At 69.3% G+C, this 15,045-nt stretch carries 18 protein-coding genes; 6 read left to right on the top strand and 12 right to left on the bottom strand.

Annotated features, from left to right (window positions below; genetic code table 11):
* Positions 1-180: 180 nt before the first annotated feature.
* Complete coding sequence (locus AC3WRV_RS08260) at positions 181-882, top strand: MBL fold metallo-hydrolase (protein ID WP_492312863.1); 702 nt, start codon at positions 181-183, stop codon at positions 880-882.
* Here the strand turns inward: AC3WRV_RS08260 and AC3WRV_RS08255 are convergent.
* Positions 879-1,151 carry a hypothetical protein gene (locus tag AC3WRV_RS08255; RefSeq protein WP_291834460.1) on the bottom strand — a complete coding sequence of 91 codons (273 nt, stop codon included), beginning with the start codon at positions 1,149-1,151 and terminating at the stop codon, positions 879-881. The genes AC3WRV_RS08260 and AC3WRV_RS08255 overlap by 4 nt on opposite strands.
* A 128-nt stretch (positions 1,152-1,279) precedes the next feature.
* Between AC3WRV_RS08255 and AC3WRV_RS08250 the strand changes: the two genes are divergently transcribed.
* Positions 1,280-1,471 carry a hypothetical protein gene (locus AC3WRV_RS08250; RefSeq protein WP_492312862.1) on the top strand — a complete coding sequence of 64 codons (192 nt, stop codon included), beginning with the start codon at positions 1,280-1,282 and terminating at the stop codon, positions 1,469-1,471.
* A 128-nt stretch (positions 1,472-1,599) separates the two neighbouring features.
* Positions 1,600-1,821 (top strand): con-10 family general stress protein, encoded by a 222-nt coding sequence (locus AC3WRV_RS08245; RefSeq protein ID WP_291834454.1) that lies wholly within the window; start codon positions 1,600-1,602, stop codon positions 1,819-1,821.
* A gap of 70 nt (positions 1,822-1,891) precedes the next feature.
* Here AC3WRV_RS08245 and egtB read toward each other — a convergent pair whose 3' ends face one another.
* From egtB to AC3WRV_RS08225, 4 genes are all read right to left on the bottom strand, one after another.
* Positions 1,892-4,048 carry an ergothioneine biosynthesis protein EgtB gene (gene egtB, locus AC3WRV_RS08240; protein ID WP_492312861.1) on the bottom strand — a complete coding sequence of 719 codons (2,157 nt, stop codon included), beginning with the start codon at positions 4,046-4,048 and terminating at the stop codon, positions 1,892-1,894.
* 93 nt (positions 4,049-4,141) lie between these two features.
* Entirely contained in the window at positions 4,142-5,155 is a 1,014-nt protein-coding gene (locus AC3WRV_RS08235) for a threonine aldolase family protein (RefSeq protein WP_492312860.1), read from the bottom strand.
* 3 nt (positions 5,156-5,158) lie between these two features.
* Complete coding sequence (locus tag AC3WRV_RS08230) at positions 5,159-6,136, bottom strand: mechanosensitive ion channel family protein (protein WP_291834445.1); 978 nt, start codon at positions 6,134-6,136, stop codon at positions 5,159-5,161.
* Between the two features lie 50 nt (positions 6,137-6,186).
* Positions 6,187-6,555: a DoxX family protein gene (locus tag AC3WRV_RS08225; protein ID WP_291834442.1), complete on the bottom strand. Its 369-nt coding sequence runs from the start codon at positions 6,553-6,555 to the stop codon at positions 6,187-6,189.
* A gap of 107 nt (positions 6,556-6,662) precedes the next feature.
* Between AC3WRV_RS08225 and AC3WRV_RS08220 the strand changes: the two genes are divergently transcribed.
* Positions 6,663-7,100, top strand: a complete 438-nt coding sequence (locus AC3WRV_RS08220; RefSeq protein ID WP_492312859.1) for a MarR family winged helix-turn-helix transcriptional regulator — start codon at positions 6,663-6,665, stop codon at positions 7,098-7,100.
* Positions 7,101-7,166: 66 nt separating this feature from the next.
* On the opposite strand, the gene AC3WRV_RS08215 is transcribed toward AC3WRV_RS08220, so the two are convergent.
* The 3 genes from AC3WRV_RS08215 to AC3WRV_RS08205 form a co-directional block, all read right to left on the bottom strand.
* Positions 7,167-7,610 carry an RcnB family protein gene (locus AC3WRV_RS08215; protein WP_291834437.1) on the bottom strand — a complete coding sequence of 148 codons (444 nt, stop codon included), beginning with the start codon at positions 7,608-7,610 and terminating at the stop codon, positions 7,167-7,169.
* A 151-nt stretch (positions 7,611-7,761) separates the two neighbouring features.
* Positions 7,762-9,576, bottom strand: coding sequence for an ATP-binding protein (locus AC3WRV_RS08210; protein WP_492312858.1), 1,815 nt, complete (start codon positions 9,574-9,576; stop codon positions 7,762-7,764).
* 110 nt (positions 9,577-9,686) lie between these two features.
* Positions 9,687-9,983 (bottom strand): BolA family protein, encoded by a 297-nt coding sequence (locus AC3WRV_RS08205; protein ID WP_492312857.1) that lies wholly within the window; start codon positions 9,981-9,983, stop codon positions 9,687-9,689.
* A gap of 45 nt (positions 9,984-10,028) precedes the next feature.
* Here AC3WRV_RS08205 and AC3WRV_RS08200 point away from each other — a divergent pair, with 45 nt between their 5' ends.
* A complete protein-coding gene (locus AC3WRV_RS08200; protein WP_291834429.1) occupies positions 10,029-10,700 on the top strand; it encodes a J domain-containing protein in 672 nt (223 codons plus the stop codon).
* Between the two features lie 168 nt (positions 10,701-10,868).
* Positions 10,869-11,297 carry an organic hydroperoxide resistance protein gene (locus AC3WRV_RS08195; protein WP_291834425.1) on the top strand — a complete coding sequence of 143 codons (429 nt, stop codon included), beginning with the start codon at positions 10,869-10,871 and terminating at the stop codon, positions 11,295-11,297.
* On the opposite strand, the gene AC3WRV_RS08190 is transcribed toward AC3WRV_RS08195, so the two are convergent.
* The 4 genes from AC3WRV_RS08190 to AC3WRV_RS08175 are packed head-to-tail and all read right to left on the bottom strand — an operon-like array spanning position 11,294 to position 15,004.
* Positions 11,294-12,421, bottom strand: a complete 1,128-nt coding sequence (locus AC3WRV_RS08190; RefSeq protein WP_492312856.1) for an ABC transporter permease — start codon at positions 12,419-12,421, stop codon at positions 11,294-11,296. The genes AC3WRV_RS08195 and AC3WRV_RS08190 overlap by 4 nt on opposite strands.
* Positions 12,421-13,407: an ABC transporter ATP-binding protein gene (locus tag AC3WRV_RS08185; RefSeq protein WP_492312855.1), complete on the bottom strand. Its 987-nt coding sequence runs from the start codon at positions 13,405-13,407 to the stop codon at positions 12,421-12,423. The genes AC3WRV_RS08190 and AC3WRV_RS08185 overlap by 1 nt, the downstream gene beginning before the upstream one ends.
* Positions 13,407-14,381 carry an HlyD family secretion protein gene (locus tag AC3WRV_RS08180; RefSeq protein ID WP_492312854.1) on the bottom strand — a complete coding sequence of 325 codons (975 nt, stop codon included), beginning with the start codon at positions 14,379-14,381 and terminating at the stop codon, positions 13,407-13,409. The genes AC3WRV_RS08185 and AC3WRV_RS08180 overlap by 1 nt, the downstream gene beginning before the upstream one ends.
* Complete coding sequence (locus AC3WRV_RS08175) at positions 14,378-15,004, bottom strand: TetR/AcrR family transcriptional regulator (protein WP_492312853.1); 627 nt, start codon at positions 15,002-15,004, stop codon at positions 14,378-14,380. The genes AC3WRV_RS08180 and AC3WRV_RS08175 overlap by 4 nt, the downstream gene beginning before the upstream one ends.
* Positions 15,005-15,045: the final 41 nt, after the last annotated feature.

Below are 15,045 nucleotides of genomic sequence, written 5' to 3'. Positions count from 1 at the left end.
GGGGTTCTGACGCTCTGTGGCGGCGCCAATGAGGCCGGCGCGCGCGGTGTGGGATAAAGCAGAAGGGCCGCCCTTTGGAGGCGGCGCCTTTGAAGCCCGCCCTTATGTCGATGACCGCCCCAAAGGTCAACGTGAGCCGGGGCGGTTTCGGTGGAGGCCCGGCGCGGCTATCTGTGCCGGATGAGCCAGTCCCCCTCCCCGATCGGCGTCGGCGTCGTTCCCGTCACCCCGCTGCAGCAGAACTGCACCATCGTCTGGTGCCGCAGGACGAAGAAGGCCGCGATCATCGATCCGGGGGCCTCCGTCGATGGCCTGCTGGCTGCCGTGAAGCAGAACGGCCTGACCCTGGAGGCCATCTGGATCACCCACGGCCACCTCGACCACGCCGGCGGCGCCGCCGAGATGCAGGAGAAGACCGGGCTGGACATCATCGGCCCGCACGAGGCTGACCAGTTCTGGATCGACCAGATCCCGGCCAACGGCCTGATGTACGGCATTCCCGATGCGCGCAGCTTCACCCCGACCCGCTGGCTGGGCGACGGCGACACGCTGACGCTCGGCGAGACGACGTGGGAGGTCTACCACTGCCCCGGGCACACCCCCGGCCATGTCGTCTTCTTCAACCGTGAGGCCCGGTTCGCCCAGGTCGGCGATGTGCTGTTCCAGGGCTCCATCGGCCGCACCGACTTCCCGCGCAGCGATCACGGCGCCCTGCTGGACGCCATCGTGACCAAGCTCTGGCCTCTCGGCGACGACGTGACCTTCGTCCCCGGACACGGCTCTTCCTCGACCTTCGGGGCCGAGCGGCGGAGCAATCCCTTCGTCTCGGACGAAGCCCTGAAGCGCGCGCCGATCGCCCGCCCCGCCAGCGGTCCCTCTTAGCGGGCGGCCAGCAGGCCGATCAGCAGGCCGATGCCCAGCGCATAGAGCGAATAGCGGATCGGCTCGTCCTCGACCGTGTGACGCAGGCGGCCGGCGCGGGCCCTGCCCCAGTCGCTTACCAGACGCGCGTCCTCCTTCAGGGCCTGCCGCAGCGGCCGGACGCCCAGCCGGCGCATCTCGTCCCGCTGAAGGATCTCCGCCGCCTCGCGGTCCAGGCGTGACGATGGCGTCTCCGGATCGTCGATGTCGTCGGCATAGGTCTCGGTCATGGGCGGGCTCCGGGTTCCAGGAGGGCGTCAGGCCTTTTCAATCCGCCGCCCCCGAGGACGGTTCCGCGCACGCATCGTGATGAAACAGCCCCCGCGCGGCGGCGTTGGTTCAGGCGAAAGGAACCGCCATGACCCATGTAGAGCCCGAGAGCCCGGACATCGATCCCGGGGCCACGCCGCCCGAGACGCCCGCCCACTCGCCGGACCTGGAACCGGAGATTCTTCCGCCCGACACGCCGGAGCCGGATATCGACCCCGGCGCCCTCCCCGAAGAAGCGCCCCAGCGGGATGTCGCCGCCCCCGCGCGTCGATTCGCCTGACCGGGGAGAAGGCCCGATCGGCAAGCCCCTTTGATTCGTTCGCATTTCCGTGACCGAAAGGCCGGAACCGGACGGGAGTCAGGGGGTTCTTTTTGCAACCGCCACCGTCGCCACGAAAGGAACTCCAGATGGCTCAAGGTCAGCCCACCCGAGCCTCCGGCGTGTCCAAGCGGGGCTTCGCCTCGATGGACCCGGAACGCCAGCGCGAGATCGCCCGCAAGGGCGGCGCCAGCGTGCCCAGCGAAAAACGCAGCTTCTCCCAAGACCGCAGCCTCGCCGCGCAGGCCGGCCGCAAGGGGGGCGAAGCGTCCCACGGGTCTCGGACGACGCGCACGCCCGACGCCGAATAAGCGTCTCTCCCGACAGATCTTCACAGGGGCGGCGCCGAACGCGCCGCCCTTTGTCGTTCCGGCGGCCGGTTCAGGCCTCCAGCAGGGCCAGAGCCACCGACGGCGCCGGGCCTTCGCGGAACTCGGCCACACGCCAGCCCGAGGCGGCGGCGATGTCGCGCACCGAGGCTTCAGTGAATTTGCGCGAGTTCTCGGTGTGGACGGTCTCGCCGCGGGCGAAGACGACGCGCCGCCCGCCGATGTGGATCGCCATGTGCCGCGTCGCCTGCAGGTGCATTTCCATGCGCGAGGCCTCGGCGTTCCAGACGGCGCGGTGAGCGAAGGCGTCGACGTCGAAATCCGCGCCCAGTTCGCGATTGGCGCGGACCAGCAGGTTGCGGTTGAAGGCGGCGGTCACCCCCTGCGCATCGTCATAGGCGGCCACCAGCGTCGCCGGGTCCTTGACCAGATCCACCCCCAGCACGAACAGGGCGTCGTCCCCCAGCAGGCGCCGCGCGCCCTTCAGGAAGGCCACGGCCTCATCCGGCGTCAGATTGCCGATGGTCGATCCCGGGAAGAACCCGACCTTGCGCCCCTGCCCCAGCCCCGCCGGCAGTTCGCCCAGGGCCAGGAAGTCGCCGACCACCGGAATGACCTCCAGCTTGGGATAGGCCTCGCGGATGCGGTCGGCGGCGGCGTCCAGCGCGTCGGGGCTGATGTCGACGGGCACATAGGCGGACAGCTCCGGAGCGGCGTCCAGCACGATGCGGGTCTTCTCGCTGGCGCCCGAGCCGAACTCGACCAGCACCGCGCCCGCGCCGAACCGAGGGGCCCAGTCCGGGGCGACAGTGCGCAACAGGCCCGCCTCCTGCCGCGTCGGATAGTATTCCGGCAGCCGGGTGATCTCTTCGAACAGGTCCGAACCCGCCCCGTCATAGAACCATTTCGGCGAGGTCCGTTTCGGCGAGGACGACAGGCCCGCGATCAGGTCGTCGCGGAAGGCCGCGTTCTCGTCATCCGACATCCGCGGTCCATCGTTGCGCGCATCCGACGCCAGCCGCAGGCCCGCGAAGGCCCAGCGCTGGTGCGGATAGAAGAAGTTTCGGTAGGTGACCCGGGCATGCCCGTCCGGCGTCGCGAAGCTGGATCCCCGCAGCACCGCCTGGTTGATCATGAACTTGCCGTTGTACTCGGACGCCGTTCCCTCGGTCGGCGTGAAGCCCGGATAGGGAGAATAGGCGGACGCCGTCCACTGCCAGACCTCGCCGAAGGCATTGGACAGCAGGTCCGGACGGGTTTCCACCGCATGTTCCCACTCCGCCTCGGTCGGCAGGCGGCGGCCGGACCAGCGCGCGAAGGCGTCGGCCTCGTACAGGCTGACATGACGGACAGGCGCGGCCGGATCGACCGCCTTGCGCCCCGTCAGCCCCATCACCGACCAGCCGTCCTCGCCCGGCGACCAGTACAGCGGAGCCGTCCAGCCCTCGGCCTTCACCGTGGCCCAGCCGTCCGCCAGCCACAGCTCCGGCCGCGCATAGCCGCTGTCCTCGATGAAGCGGATCCAGTCGCCGTTGGTCACCAGGTCGTTGGCCAGCGCATAGGGCTCCAGCCAGACGCGGTGCCGCGGCCCCTCGTTGTCGAAGGCGAAGTCATCGTCGTCGTGGCCGATCTCGACCAGGCCGCCGGCGAAGACCGTCTCCCCGCCCCGCGACGGCTCGACCGGGCCTGAGCGCGGCTCCTTGCCATAGGCGGCGGGCGCCATGGGCGAATGGGACAGCAGGTTCAGCATATCCATCAGGAACAGCTCCTGATGCTGCTGGTCGTGATGCAGGCCCAGGGTGAACAGATAGCGGGACCGCGCGTCGGCCTCCTTCCGCCCCAGCCAGTCGACCATCCGACGGTCGATCTCGCGCCGGTAGGCCATCACCTCGTCCAGCGACGGGCGGGTCATCAGCCCGCGCTCGGGCCGCGCCACGCGCTCGCCCAGCGCCTCGTAGTAGCTGTTGAACAGGATCTGCCAGCGGTCGTCGACGGGCCGGTAGCCGGGCGTCTGCGACAGGATCATCGCCTCGAAGAACCAGCTGGTGTGCGCCAGATGCCATTTGCCGGGGCTGCAGTCGGCCATCGACTGGGCGGACAGGTCCTCCGCCGACAGGCCCCGGGCCAATTCGGGCATCGCCGCCCGAACCGTCAGGAACAGGTCGACGTCGTCGTCAAGGTTCGGCCGGATCGGCGAATGCACGTTCATGCGGACTGGGCTCCCCCGCCGTAGACCCCGAACATGGGGCTGAGTCAGCCTAACTGCCAGCCCGCCGGAACCGTTCCTGTCAGCAGGCCGGCGTTAAAACCCGCGCATGGCCTCGAGCAGCTCGTCGACCACCTCTTCCCGCGTCGCCCAGGAGCAGACGAAGCGCACCGAGCCGTCGTCGAAGCGGTAGCAGGCCCAGCCCAGGTCATTCAGCCGCTGGTGCGCCTTGGGCGACATGCGCACGAAGACCGCATTGGCCTCGACCGGATGGGCCAGGGCGAAGCTGGTGTTTGACGAAACCCCGGCGGCCAGGCGCTGGGCCATCAGATTGGCGTGAGCGCCGCCGTCCTCCCAGGCCTTGCTCTCCAGCAGGCCGAGGAAGGGCCCGGCCAGGAAGCGGCCCTTGGAGGCCGTCTGTCCCGCCTGTTTCAGCCGGTTGTCGATCCGCCGCGCCAGCGACTTGTCGAACATGACGATGGCTTCAGTGCAGTTGGCGCCCGCCTTCGCCCCGCCGAACACCAGGATGTCCACGCCCAGCCGGGCGATCTGGGTCAGGTCGAAACCCGCCGCCGCCGCATTGGCCAGCCGCGCCCCGTCCATGTGTACGCCATAGCCCTTGGCCTTCACCGGCTCGATCAGGTGGCGCAACTCTTCCTCAGTGTAGACCGTGCCGTATTCGGTCGATTGGGTCAGGCTCAACGCCGCTGCGGGCTGGCGGTGGCTGACCTCGGGCTCGTCCAGCGCCGCCTGCAGCGCCGCCAGCTCGATCTTGCCGGAAAAGCCCGGCAGGCCGACCAGGCCCACGCCCTGACCGAAGAAGCCCGGCGCCCCGGTCTCATCCGTGCAGATATGGGCCGCATGGTGGGCCAGCACCGCCTCGTGCGGCCAGGCCAGCATCGACAGGGCGATGGAATTGGCGGCCGTGCCCGAGAAGACGAAGCGCACCTCGGCGTCCGCATCCAGCCTTTGCCGGATCTGGTCCGCGGCGCGGGCGGTGACGTCGTCCGCCCCATAGGCGCGAGCATAGCCCTCATTGGCCGCGATCAGCCCCTGCAGGGCCGCGGGCGCCATGCCGGCGGTGTTGTCCGAACCGAAGTCGTAACGCACGCCCTACCCCTCGCTGCCGTGGTCCGTGGCCGGCTGGCCCGGCGCCGGATCGCTGCTCTTGCCCCTGCGGACCCTCGGCGCGGGCGGCGCTTCGGGCTCGTCCTCGTCGCCATACGGCACAGCCACCTGATGGGGGAAGGGAATCTCGATGTTTGCGGCGTCCAGCGCCTCTTTCGCGGCCTGCAGCACGTCGGCCTTGGCCTGCCAGTAGTCGCCCGACTTGGTCCAGGCCTGCAGCGTCATCTCGACCGAACTGTCCCGCAGGGCCGTCACCCCCGCCCACGGCGCGGGATCGGCCAGCACATGCTCGTGCGCCGCCGCCGCCCCGACCAGCGCCTCGCGGGCGGTGTTCAGGTTGTCGCCGTAGCCGACGCCGATCTTCAGCTCCATCCGCCGCGTCCGCTGGCCGGACAGGTTCAGGATGGTGTCGCCGAAGACCTTGGAGTTGGGCACCACGATCTTGACGTTGTTGGCGTCCGACATCTGGGTCAGGAACAGGTCCAGCCGCTGCACCGTGCCGACCCGCCCGCCCACGTCGATCAGGTCTCCGACGCGATAGGGCCGCAGGATCAGCAGCATGACGCCCGCCGCCACATTGGACAGCGTCCCCTGCAGCGCCAGGCCGACCGCCAGCGAGGCGGCGCCCAGCACGGCGATGATCGAGGTCGTCTGCACGCCCAGCCGCTGCAGTACGGCGATAAAGCCGATCAGGAAGACGATGACCCGCACCACCTGGACGGCGAAGCTGAGCACCGTCGGATCCTGGCGGAAGCCGCGCACCCGCCCCAGCCCCCTGCGCGTCATGCTCGACGCCCAACGCGAGGCGAAGATGGTGACGATGAAGATCAGGATGGCGATGGACAGGTTGATCGCGAAGTCGCCGGCCATGTCGGTCAGCTTGGCGATCATGGCGGCGTCGACCGCGGCGGCCTTCTGGCCCGCGGCCACCGCCTCGTTCAGGGGAGCGACGAGGTTGGTCATGGGCCGGGTCTAACGCCTGACCCGGCGATTGGAACCCTCCCCCGCGATTTTCAACCGCCGCAGGCGGCCAGAAGCAGCCCGCCGATCAGCGCGATGTTGCCGGTGAAGGCGTTCTGCGAGGTCTGGCGCATCTCCGGGGGCTGACGCCAGAAATCCAGCAGGGTCAGGTTGGCCACCACGGTGAAGACGATCAGCGCCGCCGCCGCGAACGGGATCAGCACCCCGACGATCAGCAGGCCGCCCCCCGCGATCTGAAGCAGCGACCCCAGCGTCAGTAGAGTCGCCGGGAACGGCCAGCGCCGGCTGGCCAGCCATCCGGTCAGATGGCGGAAGTGGAAGAAGTGCTGGATCCCAGCCCAGGCGAACACGCCGCCCATCAGGATCAGGCCGAGGTGGGGATGGGGTTGGAAGTCGAACATGGGACCGTCTCCGTGTCTGAGGCTTGCCCGGCTCCGCCGGATGTGGCTCTCTGTCTTCGATATCTAATCGATAGATATCTAATCATTCGATGTCTACAAGTAATTTCATGTCGCCTGAAGACTCTCCGATCGGTCTCGTTCTGGCCAAGGCCGCCAAGGGCTGCGGACGCGCGTTCGAGGACGCCCTGGCCGCCGCCGGCGGCTCCACCCCGGTCTGGCTGATCCTCCTGGCGCTGGTGCAGGGGCCGCACAGGACCCAGACCGAAGTGGCTGCGGCCGTGGGGATCCAGGGCCCTACCCTCACCCATCACCTGAACAACATGGAGCGGGACGGCCTGATCGAACGCACCCGCCTGCCCGAGAACCGCCGGGTGCATCAGGTGTCGCTCACCTCCTCCGGCCGGGACCTGTTCAACCGGCTGCGTCAGGCGGCCATGACCCACGACGCCCGCGTCCGGGAGGGGTTCACGCCGGAGGAGCTGAGCGTTCTTCGCGGCCTGCTGCTCCGACTCTCGGCCAACGTCCCGGACGTGCAGCTGCTCTAGGTCAGAATCGAAAACGCCCCGGAAGTCTCCTCCCGGGGCGTTTCAGTCAGCTCAGATCGTCAGGCTTTAGTTGAACAGGCCCGCGATGACGGCGGTGATCAGGCCGGTGGCGACGGCGGTCAGGACCACGTCATTGCCGCTGCGGACATACTGGTAGCCCGAAGGCGGCTGGCGCAGGCCGTAGCGGTTGTAGTCGCGGACCACATAGGCGCTGCCGCGATAGTTGGCGGGCATCCGCTGGCCATAGGCCCAGGCGCGGGTCTGATAGCCGCGCGGCGGGGTGTAGCGGCCCGCGCTGTAGCGGCGTTGCGACTGCTGCCAGCGGGCATAGGCGCGTTGGTCCTGACGCGCCTCGCGACGGTCGTCCCGGCGATCAGCCCGGTCGTCGCGGCGGTCCTGGCGCTGTTCGTAGCGATCCTGGCCGCGCGACTGCGCTTCGGCGGCGGAGGCCATGCCGACCGAGCCCAGAGCCAGGGTGGCGGCGATTGCGGCGGTGAGAACCTTTTTCATGGTCGTGTCTCCAGTTGCGGCCGAAGGATTTCGACTTGCCCGCAATCTGGACCCCGGCCCTTGAGCCGGGTCTGAACAGCCGTGCTCACCCGAGGTTCAGCGGGTGGGCGGCTTTTGAACGCCAGTGTTTCAGCGCTGTTACGCGGCCGCCTTACGCGGCCTGGGCCTCTTGCACAGTCGACAGCGCCCGCACGCCCGCACGCCCCGCGCTGACGCGATTCATGACCATAGCCAGGGCGGCGAAGTCGATCGGCTTGTTCAGATAGGCGTCGGCGCCCGCGTCCAGGCCCGCCTGGTGATCCTCGGTGCGGGCCGAGGCCGACAGCACCACCACCGGCGTGTCGCGGTTCGGGCCGCTCCCGGCGCGGATGGCGCGGGTGGCGGTCAGACCGTCCATCACCGGCATGTTCACGTCCATGATGACCAGGTCGAAGCGCTGCTCGCCCGCGGCCTCGATGGCGATCTGGCCGTTCTCGGCGGTGGCCGAGGTATGGCCCGCCGACGACATCCAGGCCTCCAGGATCATGCGGTTCACCGGGTGATCCTCGACGATCAGCACGTTCAGGGCCTGGCCGCCCTCGATCTCGGCGACGATGGCCTCGGCCGCGTCTTCCTCGATCCAGCGAACCACTTCGGCCTCGACGCTGAAGGTGAAGGTCGAGCCCTCGCCCACGGTCGATTCCACGGTGATGTCGCCGCCCATGATGTTGGCCATGCGGCGCGAGATGGTCAGGCCCAGCCCGGTGCCGCCGAAGCGACGCGTGGACGAGGCGTCGACCTGGGTGAAGGGCTGGAACAGGCGCTCCAGGTCTTCCGGCGCGATGCCCGAGCCCGAGTCGCGGATCATGAAGTCGAAGCGCACGGCCTGGTCGCTCAGCCGTTCGCCGCGCACCGTATAGGTGATCGTCCCGGCGTCGGTGAACTTGACCGCATTGGACAGCAGGTTGTGGATCACCTGGCAGACGCGCAGCGGATCGCCGCGCACCACGGCCGGGACCTCGCCCTCGCGCACGGCCACGAAGTCCAGGCCCTTGGCTTCCGCCTGGGCCTGGAACGGGCCGGTGACGCGCTTGTCCAGATCCTCGACGTTCACGTCGACGACCTCGAAGGTCATCTTGCCTGCCTCGATCTTGGTCATGTCGAGGATGTCGTTCAGCAGGCTCAGCAGGTTGTCGCCCGAGTTGCGGATGATCGACAGATATTCGCGCTGCGTCGGCTCCAGGCGGGTCGCCGCCAGCAGCTGGGCCGCGCCCAGCACGCCGTTCATCGGCGTGCGCAGCTCGTGCGAGATCACGCCTAGGAAGTTGGACTTGGCGTCATTGGCGGCGTTGGCCTTGTCGCGCGCCGATTCCAGCTCCTCGATCAGGTGAGCCTGATGCTCCTGGAAGGCGCGGATGCGCTCTTCCCGCAGCATGGTCATGGTGACCAGCACGAACAGGCCGGCCGCGGTGAACGGGATCACGGCCAGGAACTGCCAGAACTCGGGCGTGCCCCACAGGCTGCCGGCGATGATCAGCGCGGCGGCGCCGTAGGGCGAGGAAATCACGATGGCCTGACGCGGCGAGCTGCGAAGCTGCGCGAACACCAGCACATAGCCGGCGACCAGAAGGGTCATGCCCAGCGAGGGGCCGAAGGTGGCGCCCGAGAACCAGGCCAGCAGCGGCGCGGCGGCCCAGGCAGCGGTCGTGGCGGTGGCGACCGCCGGGAAGACCAGCCCCCAGCCGGCGCCGACGCGCTGGCTGATGCGCTTCTCGACCGCGCCGCGCAGGGCGCCCGCGGCCAGGGTGCCGACGAACCACAGGGTGGCGGCGGTCCAGCCGACCGTGGCCAGCAGGCCGATCGCCCAGCTGGCGATGATCAGGTAGCGCAGATACTGGGTTTGAAGGATGGCGCGCAGGGCCTGCGCGGCTTCCCCGGAGTCCGGATCGCTGCCGACGGGCTTCCCGATGCCGTCCGATTCAACCATTCCAGCCCCGCGATGCGATTGCACAACCCGGCGCGGACGCTACGGGGAACCCCCTAAGACGAAGTGAACGCTGACGCTTCTATGACAAACTCTGTTCGCTGATCTTAACCCTACGCGGCCTCGGCCGGCGTCAGGGCCTTGATCGAGAGCGCGTGGACCGGACCGGCCAGTTCGTCGCGCAACAGGCCGTTCACCGCCCGCTGGCGCTGCACCCGTCCCTGCCCCTCGAAGGCCGCCGAAACCACCGTCAGATTGAAATGGCTCTCGCCGCCGGGCTGCGCGTCCATGCCGCCTTCGTGATGGTGACCGGCGTGCCGCCAGCTGTCGTCCTCGATCTCCAGACGCTCCGGAGACAGCCCGGCGGTCAGTTTCTGGCGGATAATCGTCGCGATCGGCCCTTCGGGCATCGTCAAGTCCTTGTTGCGGTCTAATTCAGCCCTACACTTCGGGCGATGTCGTCTGCCTTTCAATACACGCCGCGCTTCAAGGACATGCGCATCAAGCCGCCCAAGCCCGAAGAGGAGGCTGCGGAGGCCGATGTCCTGCATCTCAAGCCCGGCGAGAAGCCCTGCAACTGGCCGGACTGCCGCCAGGCCGCCACGGCCCGGGCGCCGAAGTCGCGCGAGCGGTTGAACGATTTCTACGACTTCTGTCAGCGCCACGCGGGCGAGTACAACAAGGGCTGGAACTTCTATGCCGGCATGAGCGAGGGCGAGGTCCGCGCCGCTCAGGAAAATGAGGCCATGACGGGCGGCCGCCCGACCTGGGAGATGCAGGCCGGCAAGTTCACGCGCGAGGCCGCCGCCTTCGCCGCCAAGATGGGCACGTCCAACAACACCGGCGCCGGCTCATGGCGCGACAGCTTCGGCCTGTTCGGCCGCCGCACCAAGGAACAGGCGGGGCCCGAGGGCCAGGACGATCTGCGCCTCGGCAAGCTGGAACGGGCGGCCCTGTCCGACCTCGACCTTGACGCCCGCACCGACAAGAAGGCGGTCAAGGCGCGCTATCACGAGCTGCTGAAGCGCTTCCACCCCGACCTGAACCAGGGCGACCGCGGCGCCGAGGCCAAACTCCAGCGCGTGATCAAGGCCTACAAGACGCTGAAAAAGGCCGGGCTGGCCTAGGCTTGCACGGCGCGCCCCCTCCCCCTGCGCGCGGGTTTCAGCGTTTAGTTATCGAGAAAAATGATTTCGCGACATCTTTCTGGCTGGACTCTCCACGCCGGCGTGCCTACCTGGTCGTTATCGCGATAACGAAGCCGTTCGCGACGGCCCTCACGATGGAGACCTGACATGCAAGTCCTCTACACCGCCCACGCCACCTCGACCGGAGGCGGCCGCGACGAAGGCCGCTCGACCACCGACGACGGCAAGATCGACGTCCTGCTGTCCCTGCCCGCCGAGATGGGCGGCAAGGGCGGCGCCGGGACCAATCCGGAACAGCTGTTCGCGGCCGGCTACGCCGCCTGCTACATGGGCGCCCTGCGTCTGGTCAGCGGCAAGGCGGGCACGCCAGTCGGACCGGACACCAAGATCAGCACCTCGGTCGGCATCGGTCCGAACACCCGCGGCGAAGGCTTCAACCTGGACATCGCCATCAAGGTCACCGACCACGGCCTCGACCAGGCCGTCATCGACGACCTGATCCAGAAGGCCCACCAGGTCTGCCCGTACTCGAACGCCACCCGCGGCAACGTCGACGTGGACCTGTCGGCGGCCTAATCGAGGGTGGTCCGGTAGCGCAGCATCGCCAGCGTCCCGACCACCATCACGAACAGCGTCAGGGCCAGCAGGCTGGGGCCTGCGTTCTCGATCCCGACGCCCTTCAGCAGCGATCCCCGCACCACCCGCAGGAAGTGGGTGACGGGGATCGCCTCGCCGATCGCCTGCGCCCAGCCCGGCATGCCCCGGAACGGGAACATGAAGCCCGACAGCAGGATCGACGGCAGCATGTAGAAGAAGCTCATCTGCATGGCCTGCAGCTGGGTCTTGGCCAGGGTCGAGATCAGGAAGCCCAGCGCCAGCGAGCCGACGATGAACAGGTTCAGCCCCAGGATCAGGGCGATCCAGCCGCCGCTCATCGGCACGGCGAACAGCACCCGCGCCATGACCAGGATCACCGCCGCCTGGATCAGCCCGACCAGGACATAGGGGCTCAGCTTGCCCACCATGACCTCGAGCGGCCGGACCGGTGTGGCCAGCAGGCTCTCCATCGTGCCCCGCTCGCGCTCCCGCGCCATGCCCAGCGAGGTCATCATCACCAGGGTCATCGACAGGATCACGCCCAGCAGGCCGGGCACGATGTTGAAGGCGGTGACGGCCTCGGGATTGTACCGGCGGTGCACCACCACCTCGAACGGCTGGGCGCCCGGCGCCCGGTTGGCCAGCGGCCCTGTCAGCTCGCGCGCCAGCGCCTGCTGCGGCAGGCTGGCGATCGCCGCCACCGCCCCGCTGGTCGCCGAGGGATCAGCGGCGTCGGCCTCGATCAGGATCTGGGCCCTGTCGCTCCGCACCACCCGCCGGGTGAAGTCGGCCGGGATGACCACCGCGAACTGCACCTCGCCCCGCGCCAGCGCCCGGTCCAGCTCGCCCTGGCTGCGCGCCTGCAGGGTGATCTCGAAATAGCCGCTGTTGTCCAGCGCGGTCAGGATCGAGCGCGAGAAGCCGCCGTTGTCCTGCACCAGCACCGCCGTCGGCAGGTTTCGGGGATCGTCGTTGATCGCATAGCCGAACAGCAGCAGCTGCATGATCGGCAGGGCCAGGATCATGGCGTAGGTCAGCCGGTCCCGCGTCAGCTGGATGAACTCCTTGGCCATCACGGCCCAGGTGCGGGTCAGGGAGAACATCAAGCCGCCTCCCGCGCCTTCCCGGCGTCGATGTCGTGGATCATCTGGATGAAGACATCCTCCAGCGTCGGCCGCGTCTCGGTCCATGTCAGCGGGGCCTTGCGCAGTGGCGCGATCGCCGCCTCCAGCGCCGCCCGGTCGCGGCCCGAGACGTGCAGCACCGTGCCGAACGGCGCGACCATCTCCACCCCCGGCTTGCCCCGCAGCCCAGGCGCCAGGCGATCCGCGCCCGGCCCCTCGGCATGGAAGGTGATCAGGCCCGAGCCGTCGATCACCTCGTCCGCCGTCCCGCGCGCCAGGGTCCGGCCGCCCGCGATATAGGCGATCTCGTGACAGCGCTCGGCCTCGTCCATGTAGTGGGTCGAGACCAGCACCGTCATGCCGTCCGCCGCCAGGGCGTGGATCTCGTCCCAGAAGGTGCGCCGCGCCTCCGGATCGACCCCGGCCGTCGGCTCGTCCAGCAGCAGCAGGTCCGGCTGGTGCAGGGTCGCCGCCGCCAGCGCCAGCCGCTGCTTCCACCCGCCCGACAGCGTCCCGGCCAGCTGCGCCCGCCGCTCGACCAGCCCCAGCCGCTCCAGCGCCGCCTGCACCGTCGCCCGGCGGGTCTTCAGTTCGTGAATCCGGGCGGTGAAGGTCAGGTTCTGCTCGATCGACAGGTCTTCGTAGAGCGAGAATTTCTGGGTCATGTAGCCGACCCGCGTCTTGATCTCGCGCGACTGCCGCATGACGTCGAAGCCCAGCACCGTCCCCTCGCCGCTGTCCGGGGTCAGCAGGCCGCACAGCATCCGCAGGGTCGTCGTCTTGCCCGCGCCGTTCGGCCCCAGGAAGCCGCAGATGCGCCCGCGCTCGACCGTGATGCCGAAGTCCTTCACCGCATGCAGCGACCCGAAGGACTTGTTCAGCCCCCGCACATCGATGACCGGGTCCTCGCCGCGTCGGGTCGAGAAGGCGGAGCCTTCTGAGCGCGGCGAAGAAATGGAGCTCATCAGTCCGCCTCCAGCGGCGTCACATCCACCGGCAGGCCGGGGTTCAGCGTCGCGGCGTTCGCCGGCAGGGCCTCGACCCGATAGACCAGCCGGTCGCGGCTGCCGCGATTGTACAGGATCGGCGGGGTGAACTCGGGCCGGGCGCTGACCCAGGTGATCCGCGCCTGCCCTTCCCCGGCGCAGCCGTCGCAGCCGAAGCGCACCGTCCGCCCCGTGCGATAGCGGGCCATCTCGGCCTCCGGCACGAAGAAGACCAGCTTGACCTCCCGGTCCGGCAGCAGCGCCAGGATCGGCTGGTTTGCCGGCGCCCATTCGCCGGGACGGTAGAAGACCTGCTCGACCCGCGCCGCGGCGGGCGCGACCGGCGACAGCTGGCCCAGCCGCGCATTGGCCTCGGCCAGGCCGCCCTCGGCCTGCACCGCCTGCTGGCGCGCCTGCGCCACCGCGTCCTGGCGGGCGCCCAGGGTCGCCACCTCGCGCCGGCGACGGACGGCGGCGGTCTGGGCCCGGGCGGCGTCGCGGGCCGCCCGCACCTGATCCAGCCGCGCGGGCGCATAGATACCCTGGCGCACCAGCGGCGCGATCCGGTTGTAGTCGGCGTCCGCCTGCCGCTCGCTGGCCAGGGCCGCCTGCAGCTCGGCGTCATAGACCGACAGCTCCTCGGCGCGCTGGCCCTTGCTGAGGTCCTCGACCCGCGCCTGCGCCGCGCCGACCCCCGCCGCCGCGCTGTCGGCCTGGGCCCGCTGCACCCGCGGGTCGATCAGGAAGGTTCGGCCGCCGGCCTCCACCCGCCCGCCCTCGCGGACATACAGCTGCGCCACCGCCCCCGAGACCGGGGCCGACAGATACAGCCGCTCGCCTTCGACATAGCCGGTCAGGGTCCGCGCCGGCGCCGGGCGCAGGAACAGCTGCCAGCCCAGCGCCGCCAGGGCGACGAGGGCCAGGATGATCAGGACCGGGCGCAGACGCTTCATGGCCGCATTCCTCTCAGCATCGTGTCCAGGTGCTGGTCCGCCAGCTTCACCACATCGACCGGCGCCGCGCCGATCGGCTCGAAGGTCTCGCGCCAGACCATCGACAGGACCATCGGCCCCATCAGGCTGAAGGCGTAAAGGCGCGGATCGCCGGGCCGGACCTCGCCCCGCTTCTGCGCCTCGACGATCTGGGCGCTCATCATCTGGATGCCCGGTTCGACCACCGTCTCGTGCCAGATGGTCGCCAGTTCGGGATGGTTGCGGCTCTCGGCGATGACCAGCTTGACCACGCCGGTGATGCGCCGGTCGGTGACCACGGTCCGGGCCAGCATGCCGATGCCCGTCCGGGCCGCCTGTTCGAAGCCGACCGCCCCGGTCGCCATCGCCTTCACCCGCTCGATATTGGGCGAGATGGCGTCGCTGACCACGGCCCGGAACAGGTCCGCCTTGGTCTCGAAATACAGGTACAGCGCGCCCTTCGACACGCCGGCGCGCTTCGCCACCTCCTCCAGCCGGGCGGAATGGAAGCCGCGCTCGGCGAACACCTCCAGCGCCGCGGCCAGGATCTCGGCCGGGCGGTCGGCAGGGCGGCGACGGAATTTGGGCTCGCCCAGAGGCAGCATGGCGACACCTTGATAACTGACCGGTCAGTTATTAACTCCGC

It is taken from the genome of Brevundimonas sp. EU05-FHT14B11 (assembly GCF_058790835.1).
This window is presented reverse-complemented; position numbering and strand designations above follow the sequence as displayed.

Excerpts from the sequence above, each read along its gene's own strand:
- AC3WRV_RS08260 (WP_492312863.1), top strand. The coding sequence starts at position 181 with ATGAGCCAGTCCCCCTCCCCGATCGGCGTCGGCGTCGTTCCCGTCACC.
- AC3WRV_RS08255 (WP_291834460.1), bottom strand. The coding sequence starts at position 1,151 with ATGACCGAGACCTATGCCGACGACATCGACGATCCGGAGACGCCATCG.
- AC3WRV_RS08250 (WP_492312862.1), top strand. The coding sequence starts at position 1,280 with ATGACCCATGTAGAGCCCGAGAGCCCGGACATCGATCCCGGGGCCACG.
- AC3WRV_RS08245 (WP_291834454.1), top strand. The coding sequence starts at position 1,600 with ATGGCTCAAGGTCAGCCCACCCGAGCCTCCGGCGTGTCCAAGCGGGGC.
- egtB (WP_492312861.1), bottom strand. The coding sequence starts at position 4,048 with ATGAACGTGCATTCGCCGATCCGGCCGAACCTTGACGACGACGTCGAC.
- AC3WRV_RS08230 (WP_291834445.1), bottom strand. The coding sequence starts at position 6,136 with ATGACCAACCTCGTCGCTCCCCTGAACGAGGCGGTGGCCGCGGGCCAG.
- AC3WRV_RS08225 (WP_291834442.1), bottom strand. The coding sequence starts at position 6,555 with ATGTTCGACTTCCAACCCCATCCCCACCTCGGCCTGATCCTGATGGGC.
- AC3WRV_RS08220 (WP_492312859.1), top strand. The coding sequence starts at position 6,663 with ATGTCGCCTGAAGACTCTCCGATCGGTCTCGTTCTGGCCAAGGCCGCC.
- AC3WRV_RS08215 (WP_291834437.1), bottom strand. The coding sequence starts at position 7,610 with ATGAAAAAGGTTCTCACCGCCGCAATCGCCGCCACCCTGGCTCTGGGC.
- AC3WRV_RS08210 (WP_492312858.1), bottom strand. The coding sequence starts at position 9,576 with ATGGTTGAATCGGACGGCATCGGGAAGCCCGTCGGCAGCGATCCGGAC.
- AC3WRV_RS08205 (WP_492312857.1), bottom strand. The coding sequence starts at position 9,983 with ATGCCCGAAGGGCCGATCGCGACGATTATCCGCCAGAAACTGACCGCC.
- AC3WRV_RS08200 (WP_291834429.1), top strand. The coding sequence starts at position 10,029 with ATGTCGTCTGCCTTTCAATACACGCCGCGCTTCAAGGACATGCGCATC.
- AC3WRV_RS08195 (WP_291834425.1), top strand. The coding sequence starts at position 10,869 with ATGCAAGTCCTCTACACCGCCCACGCCACCTCGACCGGAGGCGGCCGC.
- AC3WRV_RS08190 (WP_492312856.1), bottom strand. The coding sequence starts at position 12,421 with ATGTTCTCCCTGACCCGCACCTGGGCCGTGATGGCCAAGGAGTTCATC.
- AC3WRV_RS08185 (WP_492312855.1), bottom strand. The coding sequence starts at position 13,407 with ATGAGCTCCATTTCTTCGCCGCGCTCAGAAGGCTCCGCCTTCTCGACC.
- AC3WRV_RS08180 (WP_492312854.1), bottom strand. The coding sequence starts at position 14,381 with ATGAAGCGTCTGCGCCCGGTCCTGATCATCCTGGCCCTCGTCGCCCTG.
- AC3WRV_RS08175 (WP_492312853.1), bottom strand. The coding sequence starts at position 15,004 with ATGCTGCCTCTGGGCGAGCCCAAATTCCGTCGCCGCCCTGCCGACCGC.